The following is a 21,064-nucleotide window of genomic DNA, read 5'->3' on the forward strand; positions in this document are numbered from 1 at the left end:
CACAGGTTCTCTTTTATTTTTTATTTTTTGTCACATATGTATTATAACCTAACATCCTGCTGTTTCATAGGATGTGACTCAAAAATCATGATTTCTTAAGAAACAAGATTTTGAGTCACCCCCTGCACAGTTTATTAGATATCTAAAAAGCTTTTACAAAGCGAATTTAGATATCAATAAACCACTGCGTCTATGAGTTTTCATATACACTTTGTTAAATTTTAGGACTTTTGAATCTTCCCCATTAGATATTCATATCTTCTTTACTAGTGTAATTTAAAAATGAGAGCATGACCTAAAAAGTCCGCTCTCTATTATTATTTCTCTTCTTCTTTATAAATCTTAAATAGTAAAAATACTACCCCTACACAAATAAAACAATCCGCTAAATTAAATATAGGAAAATCATATCCGAAAATTCTAAAATCAAGAAAATCAACTACCTCATGTCTAGTTAATCTGTCAATAAAATTACCAATTGCTCCACCATATATTAAGGCAAAAGTCCCTTTATCAAAATTAGATAAAGAATTTTTTTGTTTAAATAAATAGTAAGTTAAAATCGCAATAAAAATAATCGTAACGACTAAGAAAAACAGACGACTGTCTTGTAAAATTCCCCATGCAGCACCTCTATTCCTATGAGAAGAAATACTGAAGAAATTTTCTATAACTTTCTTACTTTCTCCTAATGCGAAATGATTAACTATGAAATTTTTACTAAGTTGATCTAGCAATATTAGAAAACACGCCAATATAAATATAATTAACATATTCTTTCTCCTCTTATTTCAATACTAATAATTTTTCTAATTCTGGGTCAATAGTTCGCTCACCTCTTGCCGGCAGTTTATAACGACCTAAATGAATAAGTTGGTGATGTATCTTTCCCCAGCTTTCCATAGGAAAAATCGACATTAATGCTTTTTCTACCTGAAGCGGAGTATCCGTTAATTCAGCTAATCCAAACATTTTCGCTACACGTTCAACATGTGTATCAACAGCAATAGCAGGGATATTAAATCCAACTGAAAGAACAACATTAGCAGTCTTTCTTCCTACACCAGGTAGCTTTTCTAACTCTTCTCTAGTCTGCGGAATTTTATAACCATAAACATCCCTTAGCATATTAGCCATTCCAACTATATTTTTCGATTTTGCCTTATAAAGACCTAATGTACGGATATATTTTTCAATATCTTCTACCTTAGCATCGGCATAATCATCTATTGTCTTATAATGTTCAAATAATCCCACTGTAGCTCTATTTACGTATTCATCTTTACATTGAGCTGATAAGAGAACAGCAATAACCAACTCCAAATTATTAGAAAAATTAAGTTCACACTCTACATCAGGAAATATTTTATCCAAATATTCCATGATTTTTTTGCTCTTATCTTTTTTTGTCTATTTGTTAAACCAGTCATAACCCAAACTACTTCCACTTTCTGTTTTTACTTCTTTAGTAAGCTTGTTATTTAAAATGCCATTAACATAATTAATATTCTTAGACAAAGTTAAAGCCTCATCTATCTGTACTTTTGTATATTGTTTTTCGAACCAAGAAGTTACGATATCAATCTCTTTAGAAGTTAATATTCTTCCAGTAACACGCTCTACTAATTTTAACAACTCACGTAATGTATAATACGCATCTTTATTATCAAAGATACTAAATTTAATTTTGCTTTCAGGTGATATAACTATGCTTCCTTTATTAATTAAATTATCAAGCATAGAAAAAATCTCATTTTCAGATATATTCATCTTATTTTTAAATAAGTCTATTGAAAAAGGTATTTTCCCTTGGTTTGTCAAATAACTTATCTGAAGAAGAAACATAGCTTCCTCTCCAGATAAGTTATGAGAAGTATAATTCATTAAAAAATCAGCATCAACTAAAAGACCTTTTATATTGATATTGATCATTTTAAAACTCCTATGGTGTTAATCTGTTTAATAAACGTGGGAATGGAGCAGTTTCACGAACATGTCCATTACCAGTAATCCAAGCAACAGTTCGCTCTAAACCTAATCCAAATCCAGCATGTGCAACAGAACCATATTTACGTAAATCTAAATACCAACCATAAGCATCAAGATTTAAATCATGTTTCTTAATATTTTCTAATAATTTATCGTAGTCGTCAATACGTTGAGAACCACCGATAATTTCACCATATCCTTCTGGAGCAATTAAGTCAGCACATAGCACTACACCAGGTTCATTCGGATCTTCAATCATGTAGAAAGGTTTAATATCTAATGGCCAGTGTGTAATAAATACTGGTTTATTGTAGCTGTTTGCGATAAATGTTTCGTGAGGTGATCCGAAGTCATCACCGTATTCAATATCATCAAATCCATTATCTTTTAATAATTGGATAGCATCTTTATATTTAATACGTGGGAATTCCCCTCTCGCTTTTTCTAAAGCTTCCAAATCACGACCAAGAACTTTAAGTTGTTCCTGACATTTTTCTAATACATCAGTTAATAGGTGGTTAACAAATGCTTCTTGCAGTGCTAAACTTTCATCATGATTACAGAATGCCATCTCAGCTTCAATCATCCAGAACTCGATTAAGTGACGACGAGTTTTAGATTTTTCAGCTCTAAAAGTAGGTCCAAATGAGAATACTTTCCCAAATGCCATTGCAGTAGCTTCTAGATAAAGTTGTCCAGATTGAGAAAGATATGCTTCTTCATCAAAATATTTAGTATTAAATAATTCTGTAGTTCCTTCTGGTGCAGATGAAGTTAAGATTGGTGGATCTGTTTTTAAGAACCCTTCTTTTTCGAAGAAATCATATGTAGACTTGATAATTTGATTTCTAATAGTTAAAATAGCATGTTGTTTTTTAGAACGAATCCAGATATGGCGATTATCCGCTAAAAATTCTACCCCGTGCTCTTTTGGCGTAATTGGATAATCAATTGCTTCAGAGATTACTTCAAAGTCTTCAATCTCTAATTCGATTCCAGAAAGTTCTCTTTCATTCTCTTTAATTAATCCAGTTACTTTTAATGAAGTTTCTTGTGGTAAGTGGCGTAATTGTTGATATCTTTCTTCCCCTAAAGCTTCTTTTAAAGCAATAGCTTGAATAAAGCCAGCTCCATATCTTAGTTGGAAAAATGCAATTTTACCACTACTTCTCTTGTTCGCAATCCATGCACCAAGAGTTACTTTTTGACCTAGTTGTTCTTTTAAATTATTAATGTTCAACTTGAAGTCCCTCCTAATTTTATTAATATTATATTCAAAATTTAAAATATTCATAGTTATATAAAAAACTATTTATATTATATCATAAAATTACTATTTTTTTAATTATGTGTTTTGATTTTTATTAACTAATGTTCTAACCTTTTCCCAAGGGAGCTTCCACTTTGATTTTTTAATAGAACTTACTTTGGAAATTTATCCTAATGTTCTAACCCTCGAAAAACAACAATACACTCAAATAAATCTTTCAAATAATACCTATATTCTAAAATATCTTTTGTAGCATAACATCTACAAGCTAAGCGATTATTCTTGACAACCTCGCTATATAAGTCGTTAAAATTATCTTTAATAGAAAAATTGAAAAATTTTATATAACTTTTTTTCTCGCGTTTACTAAAGTACAAATCTTTAGATTTATTACTTTCATAAACATATAAAACTGAACCAGTATTTTTAGCGTTAAGCCATTCCTCATCACCATTACAATATATATATCTTGCTTTTGATTTTAAATTCAAATATTTATGTTTTTTTGAATGTATAACATTAATTAACGCTTTAACTTTCTTATCATCTACTACTGTAAGTTTTAAACTATTATCTTGATCAAGAAGAACAAACTTATATGTATTTTTAGAATTTGTCAATACATTTCTTAATTTCCTCATAAATTTATATGAAATTGGTAGTTGTTCCCTATACTGTTTCATATCTACTATAATAGCATCAACATCCTGCAATATAAAACTCAAACTATCATTATATAAAAACAAACTTTCTGAAATATACATTTCATGTAAAAATTTCACTAGACCATCAATATTATTTCTTAAACCTTTTATGTCTTTATTCTTCAAATCTTTAGAAATAGCAACATTAAGCTCAGTAATGACATTTTTATAAAAATAATCTTTAGTATTTATAGAATCTAACTCACGCCCTAGAATTTTCTTATGTTCAAAAATAAATGTATGATTTTTAAACATATCACTTTCTATTAAATATTCTATAGATTCATAATTTGTAACAATATTCTTGCAACTCTGAGCAGCCTTATTCTTTTCATCAAAATAATATGATTTTGAACTAATAGAAACACCTTTTTTTATTCCGTCAATATACATTTTTTCTAAATAAAGCAAATTCAGCTCCGAGAAATCCCCAGTTTTAGTTTCTAAAATCCAGACGTATAATTTAATCAGCAATTTATCTAAATTTAAATCCTCTTTTTTAGGAAAAAGTGAAAAAACATTTAATGGTATGTACGAAGTTTTTTTCTTTAAAATAACAAAATCAGATATTTTAAATTTTCTAACATACTCCTCCGCATCAATTGATGAAAATAAAATATATTTTTCCCTATGATTAGTAGATTTAGTCGGATAAAAAACTTTCCTAAAATTAACACCTTGAAAGCTTATAAATTCATCAGGCATATGTTTTCTACCAGTAACATTTTTTCTACAAAATTTAGCAAATTTATACATGCTAATATCGATTTTCTCTAAAAGACTTTCGATTTGTTTATAATTATTTTCGTTTATGCTAGCTATTTTAATCGCAATCTCTTTTAAAAGTTTAACCGTTACATTTACATCCACTGCAGCATTGTGATATTTATCTCCCGAATAAAGGGTAAGAGAATTTGATAAATCAGACAGTCTATAACTTACCTGTGACGGCATAAAAAGTCTAGATAACTCAACAGTATCTAAAGCCAACTTAGCCTTATAGCAAATCCCTACATCATGAAACCTTTTCTTTAATATAACGTAGTCTGACGGTAAGCCATGACACACAAGAATATCATCTTTTATAAATTCATATAATTCTCGAGCTACTTCTTCAAAGTACTTTTTATCTTTTAGCATCTCATTACTTATTCCAGTCAATTCAGTCACAAAAGCAGAAACTTGCTTTTTGGGTTGAATATAGTAATTTACTGAAGATATTTCATTGAAACTTTCATCAAGCTTTGTCGCTGCAAATTGAATAATTTCCTTATCATCAGTTAATTCTATATCAACTACACAAAATAATCTATTCATAAATTCTCTCACCCCACTTTCTTATTATCTATTTATTATCTCTTATTTTGGATAAAAAATCTAGTATATCTTTACGATTATTGTCTAATCTATTTAGTAATATTTCATGTTCTAATTCAGAAACTACAGATTTTATCCACGGTCCTGGTTTTTCTCCAATAGTGCTTATAATTTCTTGAGATGTAATATCAACCTCATCAAACGAATTGATAGTTAGTTTGCAATTCTCAATATTATTCCTATTATTATAAGAAAAATATTCAGCAATAAAAACAACATCTTCAAAATTATATTTATACAATATTAATTCTAATGGTATTTTTCTTACAAAATCCGTATTAATTTTATCAAATTCTTTAATTAATTTTACTTCTTTATTAGATAATTTTAACTCTTTTAAAATATCAAACGAAATATCATTAATCTTAGATAAAATATACAAACTTTGACAAAATGAATATTTTGAAAAATCTTGGATAATCTCGATTTCTTCTAGAAAAGGAATATAAGTATTAAGCTTGCTATCCAATAACAATTCCAAACTTCTCAAATTACCTTTTCCACTGAGAAGTTTCTTGAATTCATTTACTATACGCTCAATAGAAACGAATTTTATAAGTTCTGCATTTTTCTTAATAGCTTCTAAAGTATCCTTCTCTATCTCAAACCCTAATTTCGATGAAAAACGAAAGGCTCTCAACATCCTCAAAGCATCTTCATAAAATCTATCATTAGGATTATTTACTGTTTTTATAACTTTGCAAGTTAAATCACTTTCTCCTTTATGATAGTCATATAATTTACCATTAGAATCTAATGCCATCGCATTTATCGTGAAATCTCGTCTATCAAGATCTTCTCTTAAATTACTAACGAATTCAACTTTCTCCGGCGCACGATGATTTGTATACTCATCTTCAGTTCTAAAAGTAGTCACTTCATAACCTTCGCCATTTACTAAAATGGTAACCGTTCCATGTTGGATCCCTGTATCAATACTTTTTCGAAATATTTTTTTTACTTCTTCCGGGAGTGCATTTGTCGTTATATCAATATCAGAAAACTCTTCACCAAGCAAATAATCCCTAACACAACCTCCAACAAAGTACGCCTCATAGCCGTTTCTATTAAATATCTTTAAGATATCAATAGCTCCTTTAAATTTATCCCTAAAGTTATCTATAACCATACTGTCCTTTCAAATTATTAAAGGACTGGAGAGAAAAACCCCAGCCCTTGTAATCTTATATATTATTTAGATAAGTTATAAGTATCTCTAGCAATCATAACTTCTTCATCAGTAGGAATTACGAATGCTTTAACTTTAGAATCTGCTGTTGAGATTTCTGCAACTTTTCCACGTACGTTATTTTTCTCTTTATCGATTTGTACACCTAGGAAAGTTAATCCTTCTAATACTTCTTCACGAACCCATGTAGCATTTTCACCAACACCCGCTGTGAATACGATAGCATCTACTCCATTCATAGCTGCAGCATATGCTCCAACGTACTCTTTAATTCTGTTGATGTATACATCAATCGCTTCGGCAGCATGAGGGTTTGTATCTCTTGCATCCTCAACATCACGTAAGTCAGAAGATAGTGCAGATACACCTTTTAATCCTGATTCAAAGTTGAAAATACGAACGATTTCTTCAAGAGATAATCCAGTTTTTTGAGCGATGTAAGGGATAGTAGCTGGATCGATATCACCAGTTCTTGTACCCATTACTAAACCTGATAGTGGAGTGAATCCCATTGAAGTATCGAATGATTTACCATTTTTGATTGCACAAATTGAAGCACCGTTACCAATGTGACAAGAAATAGTTTTTAATTCTTTAGGATCTTTTCCTAAAATCTCAGCAACTTTTTCTCCAATGTATCTATGACTAGTTCCGTGAGCCCCATATTTACGAACTCCGTATTTTTCATAGAATTCTCTTGGTACTGCATACATGTATGTAGATTTAGGCATACTTTGGTGGAATGCTGTATCAAATGTTAATACGTTAGGTACTCCTGGTAATTCTTTTTGGAATGAACGAACACCTTTAATATTCGCTGGGTTGTGTAAAGGTGCTAAATCTTCGATAGAATCAACTTTAGCTAATTCTTCATCATTTACTAAAACAGAAGCATCGTAGAATTCTCCACCATGAACAACACGGTGTCCAACACCTTCGATTTCTTTTACATCTTTAACTATACCTAATTTAGTTAATTTCTCAAGTAACATTTCAATCGCTACATCGTGGTTAGGAATATCTAATGTTTCTTTATTTTTTTCTCCGTTGAACTCAATAGTGAATACACTGTTTTCAATACCGATTCTTTCAACTAATCCTTTTGTAATAACTTTTTCTTCAGGCATTTCAAACAATTGGAATTTTAAAGATGAACTCCCTGAGTTAATAGCTAGAATCTTTGTCATAAGTATAAATCTCCTCTTAATCTATTTGCATTATATGTAATATTATCTCATTATTTATTATTAATTACAAGAGGTATTTAAAAATTTTTATAAAAAAATTTACAAAAAAACTAATAACTAGAATACGTTATCTATATTTTAGTTATCAGTTTTTTAAGTTTTAATATTTTTTTATCTAATATAAAAATATTTTAGTCACTACATCTTTATGAGGTAAAAGTATTGCTTACGACATACCAACTTCCATGTTCGCTATGTTCTAATTGACCACGAGCATTAACTCTATATTTCCCTACTATATCTCCATTGCGTTTCAAATTAACATACGCTAGATGATCACTACCTAACCAAACATCATATGAAAAATCAGAATTTGATGAACTTCTAGAATAATCCCTTATGTACATAGCACGAGCCCAATCACCTACCTGAGTGTCATTAAGTTCTTTAGTATTCACAGAACCATTCTCCCTCAAAATAATACTGTTAGAAGATGTGCTATTTCTAGTACTATCTTTTGATTTTTCATTTAGACCTCTTACAGTATACGAACGTTTAAACTCACCTTTTAATTCAAGTTTCTTAGCTTCAGCTGACGCCTTACTCAAACTTATAGTTACCTCAACTTTTTCACCATTTCGTAAATTATTGGTTTTGCTATATGTAATACTCGGCTCTTGTAAAAATTTCGCAACAGTTGGGTCGTCAGATTTAACTGTCGGGATTTTCTTAATATCAGCCGAAGCAGTTCCATCTCCATCAACACCATAAGGTTTAAATTCAATTTCATATTGACTTAAATCTACTATCGCTTTGCTATTTAAATAATACTTTGTATAACCAAAGTAACCAGATATCGCTAATAATCCTATTATCAAGAAACTAACAAGAAATATTAATCCTGTTTTTTTCTTAGGTTCTTTATACTCTTCATATTCAAATTCTTGATTATTATAATTTTGATTATAGTATTCTTGGTTATTCGGCTGATACTGTGCATTTTCATAATTATAATTTTGATAATTTTCATTTGTATTTTGATTAGGATAATTATTATAATTCCAATTATCTTGTTCATAATTGCCGTTAGCATAGTTAATATTATCATTATGATAATTCATATCCTGATATTGTTCAACTTGATAATCATTATTATACTCATTATTTTGATTATAGTACTTTTGATTGTTATTATTTTTATCCATATAAATATCCCTGTATCTTCCTAAAATGTTTCTATATATAATAATATTAACACAAATCACTTTCATTTTCTATTAAAATATTATCCATTTCTTCTTTTATGTTTTTATTATAAAGGAAGTTATGTTCAGAAGATAGATACCTCGTTATTGGACGCTTACTATCCTTTCTTAGTTAATTATTTTTTTACACCTTAATTATATTGGATATTTGACTTTTTGTATATAAAAATTGAAATCCGGGGCTGGAATTTTTCCATGCCCCGGATTTAGTATACAACCCAAAAGAGAAGCAAATTTTGCTTCTCTTTCAGTGTTATTTATCTTTACGACGTTTAATCGCTGCTAATGCCATTCCTACCATTGCTAATCCTAGCCCTGCTAGTCCTGTATTAGTCTCTGTTGCTCCTGTATTTGCAAGTCGTTTAACTTGTTGTTTTTCAGTTATCTTACCAGGTACAACATTAGGAATTGTTGGTGAGCCTGGTGTAGGTTTATTAGGCGCTACTGGTGTTATTTTTTCAAATTTATGAACAGTAACACCATCTTTCGTTGTAGTCGTAATAAATCTATATCCAGGAATTTTACCTGATTCATGAGTGCCAGGTTTGTCCGGTTTAATTGGATTTCCATTTTCATCAAACCATACTGTAACTTTGTACTCAGGTTTGTCAACCGTTGGTGTTCCTGGTCCGAAAATATGTGTAATCTTATCACCTTCAAGGATAGTTACTAACCAAACAAGATTATCAAATCTTCCTTTTTCATGAATCCCCTCTTCGCTTGGTTTCAAGACTTTACCTTCAACATGAATCCATTCTGTTGTTCCTACAAATTCTTTTAAGTCATGAATATTCGGCATTACTGATACAATCTTACTAAGCTTAGTTTCATGTTTCGTTTGAGTATCAATCCATGTCTTCGGTTGAATTTTATTACCTGGGATAGAAACTATTCCGGTACTTGGATTAACTGTAACTCCTTCTGGAGCTTTTTCAATTTTCCATGTTCCATCTTTGTCTTTCTTAGTAACAATCTCTTCTCTTGGAGCATTTGGATTATTTCGTTTTGTATACCAGATGTTCAACGTATCTGCATCCTTATTCGGCACGCCAACTTCTACTACAGTATTTCCTCCTGGACGTTCCACAACTCTTGGTGTCGGTGGAAGAACTTCAATCTTACGAACTGTTACAGTGAAGATTTGATCTACTTTACTATCATTATCAAATACTCCTGTACCCTCTCTAGGATAGTCATTTGTTTTAACTTCATATCCTTTAGATTGCAATTCAGAAATTGTAGATTTAACTAATGCATCTTTCGTGAATTTATCTCCTGCATTACCAGTTTGTAAAATAGACGCAGCTACTGAATTTCCGTTTTCATCTACGAAGTTTACAATCGCTCTTTGTTGTCCGTCTTTAACATACTCGATTGGAATATCCAGACTTGGATTCTCTGGTACCGGTGGAATGTTATAACCTTTCGTTGGGTCTTTTGGATCTACTGGAGTTAACGGTACTAGTGGGTTTTCTGGACTCACTGGTTTTGTTGGGTCTTTAGGTACTATCGGAGTATGTCCTGGTACATAAGGAACTGTTTCTGTCGGTGTTCCTGGTTTTGTTGGATCTGTTGGATTATTTGGATATGGTTTTGGTGTCATATCTGTTCCTGTTGGTGGTGTTACACCGTCTGGAATTCTTGGTATCCATGAACCAAGTTTCTTGTAAACCACTTCAATCGTTTGATTTGCAACAGTTGGTGCTATTCCTTTTCTTTCAGCTACTTCTTTTTGAGCTGGGTCTTTAAGGATGTAACCTTTAACTACTGGCGATGATACTTTATCAAATGTACTATCTCCTCCAACTGCTTTCCAGTCTCCATAAGTAATCTCACCTGTTACTACGTTAATCTTAGCTTCACGTGTGAATGTAACTTTGTCAGTTGATTGTTCAGAAACTTTGTTTCCTTCTTCATCAACATAATTAATTGTACGTGTTACTTGTTTTGTAGTTTCTAGTTTGTTGATTAAGTCCTCTGTCCATCTTGGAATTGTTGGATCATTTGGATTATTTGGATCTACTGGTGTATCTGGATCGATTGGTTGTCCTGGTACTGGTTTATTTGGATCTTTCGGATTTGTTGGATCAAATGGTTTCACTGGTTTAACACGTGGTGTTAATGTCACCTTGAAGTATTGATCAACCTTAGGATCGTTATCAAAAGTACCTTTAGGTGGATAAGTGTTAGTTTCAACATCATATCCTTTTAGTTTTAATTTCGCAATTGTTGCTTCTACTTCACCGTCTTTTGTTAATGGTGTATTTGAATCTCCTGTTTCTGTGATTGGTGTTTCTAATACATTTCCTTTTGGATCTACGAAGCTTGTGATTGCTTTTTGTTGTCCGTCTTTAACATACTCGATTGGTGTATCTTGACCTGGTATTGTTGGCACTGGTGGTACGTTATATCCTTTTTCTGGATGGTTTGGATCCACCGGTGTTAACGGTACTAGTGGATTTTCTGGACTCACTGGTTTTGTTGGGTCTTTAGGTACTATCGGAGTATGTCCTGGTACATAAGGAACTGTTTCTGTCGGTGTTCCTGGTTTTGTTGGATCTGTTGGATTATTTGGATATGGTTTTGGTGTCATATCTGTTCCTGTTGGTGGTGTTACACCGTCTGGAATTCTTGGTATCCATGAACCAAGTTTCTTGTAAACCACTTCAATCGTTTGATTTGCAACAGTTGGTGCTATTCCTTTTCTTTCAGCTACTTCTTTTTGAGCTGGGTCTTTAAGGATGTAACCTTTAACTACTGGCGATGATACTTTATCAAATGTACTATCTCCTCCAACTGCTTTCCAGTCTCCATAAGTAATCTCACCTGTTACTACGTTAATCTTAGCTTCACGTGTGAATGTAACTTTGTCAGTTGATTGTTCAGAAACTTTGTTTCCTTCTTCATCAACATAATTAATTGTACGTGTTACTTGTTTTGTAGTTTCTAGTTTGTTGATTAAGTCCTCTGTCCATCTTGGAATTGTTGGATCATTTGGATTATTTGGATCTACTGGTGTATCTGGATCGATTGGTTGTCCTGGTACTGGTTTATTTGGATCTTTCGGATTTGTTGGATCAAATGGTTTCACTGGTTTAACACGTGGTGTTAATGTCACCTTGAAGTATTGATCAACCTTAGGATCGTTATCAAAAGTACCTTTAGGTGGATAAGTGTTAGTTTCAACATCATATCCTTTTAGTTTTAATTTCGCAATTGTTGCTTTGATTTCACCGTCTTTTGTTAATGGTGTATTTGAGTCACCTGTTTCTGTGATTGGTGTTTCTAACACATTTCCTTTTGGATCTACGAAGCTTGTGATTGCTTTTTGTTGTCCGTCTTTTACATACGTAATTGGTGTATCTTGACCTGGTATTGTTGGCACTGGTGGTACATTATATCCTTTTTCTGGATGGTTTGGATCCACCGGTATTAACGGTACTAGTGGGTTTTCTGGACTCACTGGTTTTGTTGGGTCTTTTGGTACTACCGGAGTATGTCCTGGTACTTGTGGAATCACTGGTACTTTCGGACTATTCGGATCTTTTGGATCTTGTGGTTTTTCTGGATTTGGTGTTACCACTTTAGTTGGATCTTCTGGATCGTTGTCATACGGTGTTGGTGTTAGAGGAGTTTTTGGTGTTACTCCTTCTGGCACTTTCGGTACGAATGAACCTACTTTAGTGTAAGTAACAGTAATTGTTTCATCTTTTGCATCTGACTTAACTGTTTCTTTTTCAACTACTTTTTGAGTTGGGTCTTTTAAGATATAACCTTTAACTACTGGTGATTTCACCGCATCAAATGTACTATCTCCATCAACTGCTTTCCAGTCACTACCATTGCCCTTAAATGTAACCTTATCTGTAGATGGTTTAGCTAATTCATTACCTTTTTCATCCACGTATTTGATTGTACGTGTCACTTCTTTTGTACCAGTTGTTTCTGGTTTTGGTTTATCTGGCACTTTTTCATACGTAATCGGTGTATTCTCACCTGGTGTTGTTGGTACCGGCGGTACTTTGTATCCATTTTCTGGATGTTCTGGATCTACAGGTGTTAATGGTACTAGCGGATTTGTATTAGGATCCACTGGTTTTGTTGGATCTGTTGGTATTCCAGGTGTATATCCTGGTACATATGGAATCACTGGTACATTTGGTGTATTTGGATCCGTTGGATCTCCAGGCTTAGTTGGATCTGTTGGATTGTTTGGATATGGTTTTGGTGTCATATCTGTTCCTGTCGGTGGTGTTACACCTTCTGGTAATCTTGGTACCCAACTTCCTAGTTTAGTATAAACTACTTTTTGATCTAATCCTGTCGAATCTGCATTTGTTTCCACTTTATCTACTGAAGCTTTGTCTGCTACATAGCCTGTTAATTCAGGTGTGTCTACTTTTGCTAATTCTTTATCCGCACTTTCCCAATTTCCTGGCGTTACTACTTTTGTTACTAAGTTGTATGTTGCACTACGTTTGAAGTGCGCTGTTTGTTTCTTAGTTGGTTTCGCATCCGCTATTTCTGGTCCATCCGCAGTTTCTTTCTTAACGTAAGTAATTGTTCTTGTTACTTCTTTTTCTAAGTCAGATTTTGCTAATCCAGTTTCTGGCCATTTTGGTCCTTCTGGTTTATCTGGATCAACTGGATCATTTGGATTTTTCGGCTCTGTTACTGTTACTGTACGTTCCTTAACAAGTAATTTGAATACTTGTGTTGGATCTCCATCTGTTGGATCTTTTTCTTTATCAAATTTTTGATTATTTAATAAGTCTTTATTTTCAACTACATATCCACGTTTTTCTAAGTCTGCAATCTTAGCTGTTACTGAGTCAGTTGGAATTGCTGAATCTGTTGTTCCGTTATCAATACTTACTTTCTCTTCTGGTATTTCTACCTCTGTTCCTGTTGTTGTATTAAATACTTTCACCACTGCTTTTTGTGGATCTGCCACATACGTAATATCTGTGTTTGTTCCAGGTTCTGTTGGTACCGCTGGTGGAATATATCCTTGTGTTGGATCATTTGGCACTTTCGGTTGTAACGGTGTTTCACCAATCTTCGGTGTATATCCTGGTACATATGGAATCACTGGTACATTTGGTGTATTAGGATCCGTTGGATCTCCAGGTTTCGTTGGATCTGTTGGATGATTTGGATATGGTAGTGGCGTTGGTGTTTCTACACCTGGCACTTTTGGTACCCATGATCCTAACTTAGTATAAACTACTTTACGATCTAAATTAGTTGAATTTACATTAGTTTCTACTTCTTCTACTGAAGCTTTGTCTGCTACATAGCCTGTTAATGTAGGTGTGTCTACTTTTGCTAATTCTTTATCCACACTTTCCCAATTTCCTGGCGTTACTACTTTTGTTACTAAGTTGTATGTTGCACTACGTTTGAAGTGCGCTGTTTGTTTCTTAGTTGGTTTCGCATCCGCTATTTCTGGTCCATCCGCAGTTTCTTTCTTAACGTAAGTAATTGTTCTTGTTACTTCTTTTTCTAAGTCAGATTTTGCTAATCCAGTTTCTGGCCATTTTGGTCCTTCTGGTTTATCTGGATCAACTGGATCATTTGGATTTTTCGGCTCTGTTACTGTTACTGTACGTTCCTTAACAAGTAATTTGAATACTTGTGTTGGATCTCCATCTGTTGGATCTTTTTCTTTATCAAATTTTTGATTATTTAATAAGTCTTTATTTTCAACTACATATCCACGTTTTTCTAAGTCTGCAATCTTAGCTGTTACTGAGTCAGTTGGAATTGCTGAATCTGTTGTTCCGTTATCAATACTTACTTTCTCTTCTGGTATTTCTACCTCTGTTCCTGTTGTTGTATTAAATACTTTCACCACTGCTTTTTGTGGATCTGCCACATACGTAATATCTGTGTTTGTTCCAGGTTCTGTTGGTACCGCTGGTGGAATATATCCTTGTGTTGGATCATTTGGCACTTTCGGTTGTAACGGTGTTTCACCAATCTTCGGTGTATATCCTGGTACATATGGAATCACTGGTACATTTGGTGTATTAGGGTCCGTTGGATCTCCAGGCTTAGTTGGATCTGTCGGATTGTTTGGATATGGTTTTGGTGTCATATCTGTTCCTGTCGGTGGTGTTACACCTTCTGGTAATCTTGGTACCCAACTTCCTAGTTTAGTATAAACTACTTTTTGATCTAATCCTGTCGAATCTGCATTTGTTTCCACTTTATCTACTGAAGCTTTGTCTGCTACATAGCCTGTTAATTCAGGTGTGTCTACTTTTGCTAATTCTTTATCCGCACTTTCCCAATTTCCTGGCGTTACTACTTTTGTTACTAAGTTGTATGTTGCACTACGTTTGAAGTGCGCTGTTTGTTTCTTAGTTGGTTTCGCATCCGCTATTTCTGGTCCATCCGCAGTTTCTTTCTTAACGTAAGTAATTGTTCTTGTTACTTCTTTTTCTAAGTCAGATTTTGCTAATCCAGTTTCTGGCCATTTTGGTCCTTCTGGTTTATCTGGATCAACTGGATCATTTGGATTTTTCGGCTCTGTTACTGTTACTGTACGTTCCTTAACAAGTAATTTGAATACTTGTGTTGGATCTCCATCTGTTGGATCTTTTTCTTTATCAAATTTTTGATTATTTAATAAGTCTTTATTTTCAACTACATATCCACGTTTTTCTAAGTCTGCAATCTTAGCTGTTACTGAGTCAGTTGGAATTGCTGAATCTGTTGTTCCGTTATCAATACTTACTTTCTCTTCTGGTATTTCTACCTCTGTTCCTGTTGTTGTATTAAATACTTTCACCACTGCTTTTTGTGGATCTGCCACATACGTAATATCTGTGTTTGTTCCAGGTTCTGTTGGTACCGCTGGTGGAATATATCCTTGTGTTGGATCATTTGGCACTTTCGGTTGTAACGGTGTTTCACCAATCTTCGGTGTATATCCTGGTACATATGGAATCACTGGTACATTTGGTGTATTAGGGTCCGTTGGATCTCCAGGCTTAGTTGGATCTGTTGGATGGTTTGGATATGGTTTTGGTCCAAAGTTACTTCCTTCTGGTGGTGTTACACCTGTTGGTGGTGTTAATGTCCATGATCCTAACTTCGTATAGACAACATTCACATTTTGATTTTCAGAAGTTGCTGTTAAGTTTGTACTTGCTACTACACTTGTTCCATCTGTTGATACCAACCCATTTTGCGTATCTTGATTAGCTTTTAAGATATATCCTTTAACCACTGGTGATGGTACAGCCTCAAACGTTGTGTCATTATCTTTAGCTGTCCATTCTCCGTAAGTAATCTCTTTCGTTACTACATTGATTTTAGCTTCTCTTGTAAATGTTACTTTATCCGTTTTCGGTTCAGTAGTTTCATTACCATTAGCTGTGTATGTTACCTTATTACCTGCCTCGTCCACATAATTGATTGTACGTGTTACTTCTTTTGTAGTTTCCGCATTCTTAACTTTCTTAATTAAGTCCTCTGTCCATGTTGGAATTAGTGGATCATTTGGATTTTTTGGATCTACTGGTGCGTCTGGATCAATTGGTTTTCCAGGTTTAAGTGGATTATCATCAGTTGGCGGTGTTACTGGTACTAGTTTTTCATGTACTTTTAACGTAAATGTTTGTGTCGGATCTTCTCCATCTGTGTCCTTATCTTTGTCAAATGGATTTTTACCAATTGCTGTTAGTACATCTTGCTTATTATCAACTACATATCCGCGTTTTTCTAAATCTGCAATCTTAGCTGTTACCGAGTCATCTGGGATTTCTTCTCCAGTTTTACCATTGATATTTACATAATCATCTGTTAATGGTGTTTCTGTTTTCTTATCACCCTCACCTTTAACATTAACTACTTTCACCAATGCTTTTTGCGGATCTGCCACGTACGTAATTGGCGTATCCTTACCTGGTGTTGTTGGAATTTCTGGAACCTTGTATCCTTTTTTAGGATCTTTTGGATCTACCGGTGTTAATGGTACTAGCGGATTTGTCTTAGGATCCACTGGTTGTGTTGGATCTGTTGGTATTCCCGGTGTGTACCCTGGTTCGTATGGAATTACCGGTAATTCTGGAGTTTTTGGTTTTTCAGGAGTTCCCCCGTCTGGATTCTCAGGTTGAGGGTTTGGTGTTTCTCCTGGATTTTCCGGTGTTTTTGGATAATCTGGATATTTAGGTTTTGTTGCATCGTTTGGATCATTTGGATATGGAATTGGTATTGGAGTTTTTCCTGGTATTTTCGGTACCCATGAACCTAACTTAGTGTATACAACTTCTCTAGTCATATTCGTTACTTCGCCGTTTGCAGTTGGCGCTGCTGGTGCATCTGTAACTTCCTTAATATCTGCTACGTATCCAGTTAATACTGGAGTTTTCACTGATGAAAAACTTGTAGCTGTGTGCGTATCATCTGCAGTTGCTGTCCAAGTACTATAAGTAACTTCTTTGCTAACTAAGTTATATGTTGCAGTACGTTTGTATAATACTTTGTCTACCTTTGTAGGTTTTGCATCTGCAATTTTTTCCCCGTCTGCAGTTTCTTTTTTAAAGTAATTAATTGTTCTTGTTACTTCTTTTTCTAAGTCAGATTTTGCTAATCCTGTTTCCGGCCATTTTGGTCCTTCTTCATTATTTGGATCAACCGGTGTATTTGGAGTTGGTGGAGTTGTTACTGTTTCCACTTTTTCTCTTACAATTACATTATACACCTGACTTGGGTCTTGTCCGTCTACATCAGCCGTTGAGTCAATTATTCTATCCCCATTTGTAAATGTATCACTGACAATCTCATACCCAGCATTTTTCAGTGCTGTGATTTTAGCATTAACTGATTCAGATGAAAATTCTGTCCCCACATCGCCTTCAAGCGTAATATCGTCATATCCTGTTAACTTTTCAGTTGTATTATCAGTTACTTGTTTCTTGAAGTGAACGATACCTTTACCTGTAACAGGTGGTGTATATTCCTCATATACATAAGTTACTGTTCTTGCTCCTGAAGTTATCGTTCCTGTGTCACTTGCAGAATCTTTTAATCTTCCATCTTCAACCGAATTGTCATCTAATGATCTCTTCAATCTATAGCGTTTACCATCATCTGTTGTTAAAGTAGCAAGTTTTTTGCCTGTTACATCATAATCTGTACCTAATAATTGATCTTTTTGAGCAATATATGTTCCGTCTGTATCTTTTTTACCTAAATCAGTTTCTTTTTGACCTGTTACAGTATTTTTAAGCGTCAATAGAGTTCCATCGACAGTTTGATACTTAACTTTTACATCTCCTGACATAGCTGTTCTTAGTTCAGATGTCTTTTTACTCTTGTCGATTTCTTCTTTTATTTTCTTCTCTTGGTCTCCAGTAATCTTACCTTGCTCTTTTAACTTAGTAATAATTCTTCTTGCTACTTCTTTTGACGGTTCTACCGTATCTTGAATAACTGAGAAATCGGCTAGGATAGGTAAGTTATATTGAAGTCTTGGACTTTGTTTATTAACACCAACACGTTTTTCATTTTCCGCAAACACTTGCACTTTATAGTATACAACGTCTTTGCCTAATGGAATATCTCCTGTTGAGAAGTATCCACCTTTACCTAGTTTATCCTGATCACCATCGATTTCAGTAGCAATTCTTTCTGATAATTTATTATCAGCTAGCACATTTGAACGTGCAACATTTTCTTTTTCAACAAAATAGCGCGTGAATTTTGGAAGACCATCATTTTCATTCGCAGCAAGTTCATTAGTGTGATATTTTCCATATTCAGCCTCTGATACTTCAGTGCTATCAGGTTTTGTTTTGTCTTTCATGAATGAGCCAAGGATTTTCGCTTCTTTACTACCGTTTCTTGCTTCCGTGTAAGTATAGGCATTTGTAGATCCAATGGCTGATTTTAAGGCAGAGATTTCTTTATTTAGTTCAATTTTTTTCTCTTCATTAGCAGTATTTAATTCTGCTTCTTTAGCTGCTAGTCTATCCTTTAACTCTTTACGATGTTTGGCTACTTTATCTGGATCTGTTACGAGTTCTAATTGGTCTGTATCTGCATGATAGATAATTTTTTTCGCAGTTGGTAATATAAAATCTAATAATTTAAACACACGATCTGGGTCTTTAGATTTTTCTAAATTTGGGTTTTCTAAAGTTTTTTCAGATGAGGTATCCCATATTGGAGAGTTTCTTTTTACCTCCGCATCATTAATTTTCTTTAATACATTATTGAGGTTATTTGCTACTTTTGCATAACTACTAGCTTCGATTTTAAGATTTTCTTTAAACTTACCTCTTCGCTTTCCTGTATCTTCTCGTAATTCATCCTTATCGATAGGTAACTCATATATAACGTCTCCATTTTTAACGAGTTCTTGTTTTGCTTCCTCTTTTAAAGGTTCTAGTTTCTCTTTATCTTTTCTTCTTTCACTCGGATATTTTTCCTTATATTTAGCATCTGCAAGAGTATTGACTTTTTTATCGTACTCATCCTTTAAAATATTTTTAATTACTCTATTAACCCCGCTTAAATCCACACCTTGGCTGTAACGTTCTTCGTTCTCTACTACACTGTCAATACGGTTGATAGTGTGGTCATAGACAGTTTCTTCAGATTTATCCTTTTTAATAGCTTTAACAACGATACGATAAGTTCCTTTTGACCCTTCAAAGTCTGAGATATATCCCGTTACAAACTCGATTTTCAAACGACTTCCATATGCCGTCGAAAAGGCTGTGAACGTTTTTTCTATCCCATTGAAACCTTCAATATTTGGTGCGTGTTGGAGTATATCTTCCTTATCTTTTATAGGTAAGGAAGCAAGGTTAGCTTTATTCTCCGCACTATTTGCTGTCACTATATTAAACGTAGAGCCATCTTGTGCTATATCATCTTTATTGGCGATAGTACGTCCTTTGGCAAGCATTAACATATATTTGAAGCGTCGGTCTAATGCTTGTTCATGAAGGTAGATTCGGTCAAGTGCATCAGAACCGAGCATTCCACCTTCTTGGCGATTTCCGTTTTCATCTTTATACCAACCAGTGAAATATCCTTGATCATTTTTCTTACCGACGGCGAATTTACCCGCATGTCCCTCTTTGTTGATAGCATGCCAACCACCAAAACTATTTATTTCACGGATTTCACCCGGTTGAAGCGGTACACCCTCTGGGTTATTTTCTGTCTTATCAAAACGAAGGTCATTTCCTAGAGTATCCATGTTTCTCAAGTATGAACGCTCGTTATTTTGGAAATCATCCGGCATATTTTGGATAATCTTCCACATTTCTTCAACTGTAACAGTATGATCAGGATCGTTGAAACTCAAGTGAGCATTTGGATCATCTGCTCCATTCTCATTTCCTTTTGGTATATTTATCCCCGGTTGATCTGGTTGTACTGTAGCCCCCTTACGTTCGGTTAGAGCAGAATCTAATGCTTCGTTATTTCCAGTTGAAGCTCCAGTTGGAGTCTCAGTTCCAGTAGAAGTATTAGAAGTTCCGCCGGCAGGAGCGTCTCCTGTATCTCTTCTTACACGACGACCTCTAGTATTAGCATACGTAGACGCTTCTGCCCTCTGCGCCGCATTAAGGGTTTCTTTATTTTCTACTGGCTTCGTATTATTAGTTGCTAAAGTTTCATTGTTTTCTTTTTCTTTAGGTGTTGTTTCTGGATCAGTTGAATTTCCAGGTGCTCCACTTGATGTTTCCGATATACGCGGTGCATTATTATCAGCTGCAAGAGCATTCCCTCCAGCTAAGAAATACAATGTCGCTACAGACACACTAAAAACACCGACACTATATTTTCTTATCGAAAATCGCGTTTGTTTATCTCTATTTTGCAAATTGTTCATTTCCTTTCTCCTTGTTTCTTCTATCTTATCTAGAATATTTTACAACATTTACTTAATATATACTTAAAAATTTTTCTAAATCTATACTTTTTTTAAAAAATTATTAAACTTATAAAAATACATTGCATTCCATTAAATATTATAACACTTCCACATAAACTTTTCAATATTTTAAGGCTTTAAAAGGTAATATTCTACAATAAATATCTCCTTTACCGCCCTTCGA

Annotated in this window: 9 protein-coding genes; all 9 read right to left on the reverse strand. The window is 33.8% G+C overall.

From position 1 onward, the window contains the following. Positions 1 to 317 precede the first annotated feature (317 nt). The 9 genes from lspA to ACO6OL_RS06410 all read right to left on the reverse strand — a co-directional run bounded on the left by lspA (position 318) and on the right by ACO6OL_RS06410 (position 20,838). The gene (lspA, locus tag ACO6OL_RS06370; protein WP_314160454.1) at positions 318 to 773 is read right to left on the reverse strand and encodes a signal peptidase II; all 456 of its coding nucleotides are present in this window, start codon (positions 771 to 773) and stop codon (positions 318 to 320) included. Between the two features lie 13 nt (positions 774 to 786). Continuing rightward, a complete protein-coding gene (gene nth / locus ACO6OL_RS06375; RefSeq protein ID WP_485502535.1) occupies positions 787 to 1,383 on the reverse strand; it encodes an endonuclease III in 597 nt (198 codons plus the stop codon). A 27-nt stretch (positions 1,384 to 1,410) separates the two neighbouring features. Beyond that, positions 1,411 to 1,932, reverse strand: a complete 522-nt coding sequence (locus tag ACO6OL_RS06380; RefSeq protein ID WP_314160452.1) for a DnaD domain protein — start codon at positions 1,930 to 1,932, stop codon at positions 1,411 to 1,413. Between the two features lie 10 nt (positions 1,933 to 1,942). Next, on the reverse strand, positions 1,943 to 3,283 hold the full coding sequence (asnS, locus tag ACO6OL_RS06385) for an asparagine--tRNA ligase (protein WP_485502536.1): 1,341 nt from the start codon (positions 3,281 to 3,283) through the stop codon (positions 1,943 to 1,945). Between the two features lie 146 nt (positions 3,284 to 3,429). Further along, positions 3,430 to 5,280, reverse strand: a complete 1,851-nt coding sequence (locus ACO6OL_RS06390) for an exonuclease domain-containing protein (RefSeq protein ID WP_485502537.1) — start codon at positions 5,278 to 5,280, stop codon at positions 3,430 to 3,432. 28 nt (positions 5,281 to 5,308) lie between these two features. Beyond that, the gene (locus ACO6OL_RS06395) at positions 5,309 to 6,469 is read right to left on the reverse strand and encodes a CCA tRNA nucleotidyltransferase (RefSeq protein ID WP_485502538.1); all 1,161 of its coding nucleotides are present in this window, start codon (positions 6,467 to 6,469) and stop codon (positions 5,309 to 5,311) included. Positions 6,470 to 6,531: 62 nt separating this feature from the next. Continuing rightward, entirely contained in the window at positions 6,532 to 7,716 is a 1,185-nt protein-coding gene (locus ACO6OL_RS06400) for an acetate/propionate family kinase (protein WP_485502539.1), read from the reverse strand. 206 nt (positions 7,717 to 7,922) lie between these two features. Continuing rightward, positions 7,923 to 8,921, reverse strand: coding sequence for a hypothetical protein (locus ACO6OL_RS06405; RefSeq protein ID WP_485502540.1), 999 nt, complete (start codon positions 8,919 to 8,921; stop codon positions 7,923 to 7,925). A 313-nt stretch (positions 8,922 to 9,234) separates the two neighbouring features. Then, entirely contained in the window at positions 9,235 to 20,838 is an 11,604-nt protein-coding gene (locus ACO6OL_RS06410; RefSeq protein WP_485502541.1) for a mucin-binding protein, read from the reverse strand. Positions 20,839 to 21,064: the final 226 nt, after the last annotated feature.

This window comes from Gemella sp., assembly GCF_057272915.1.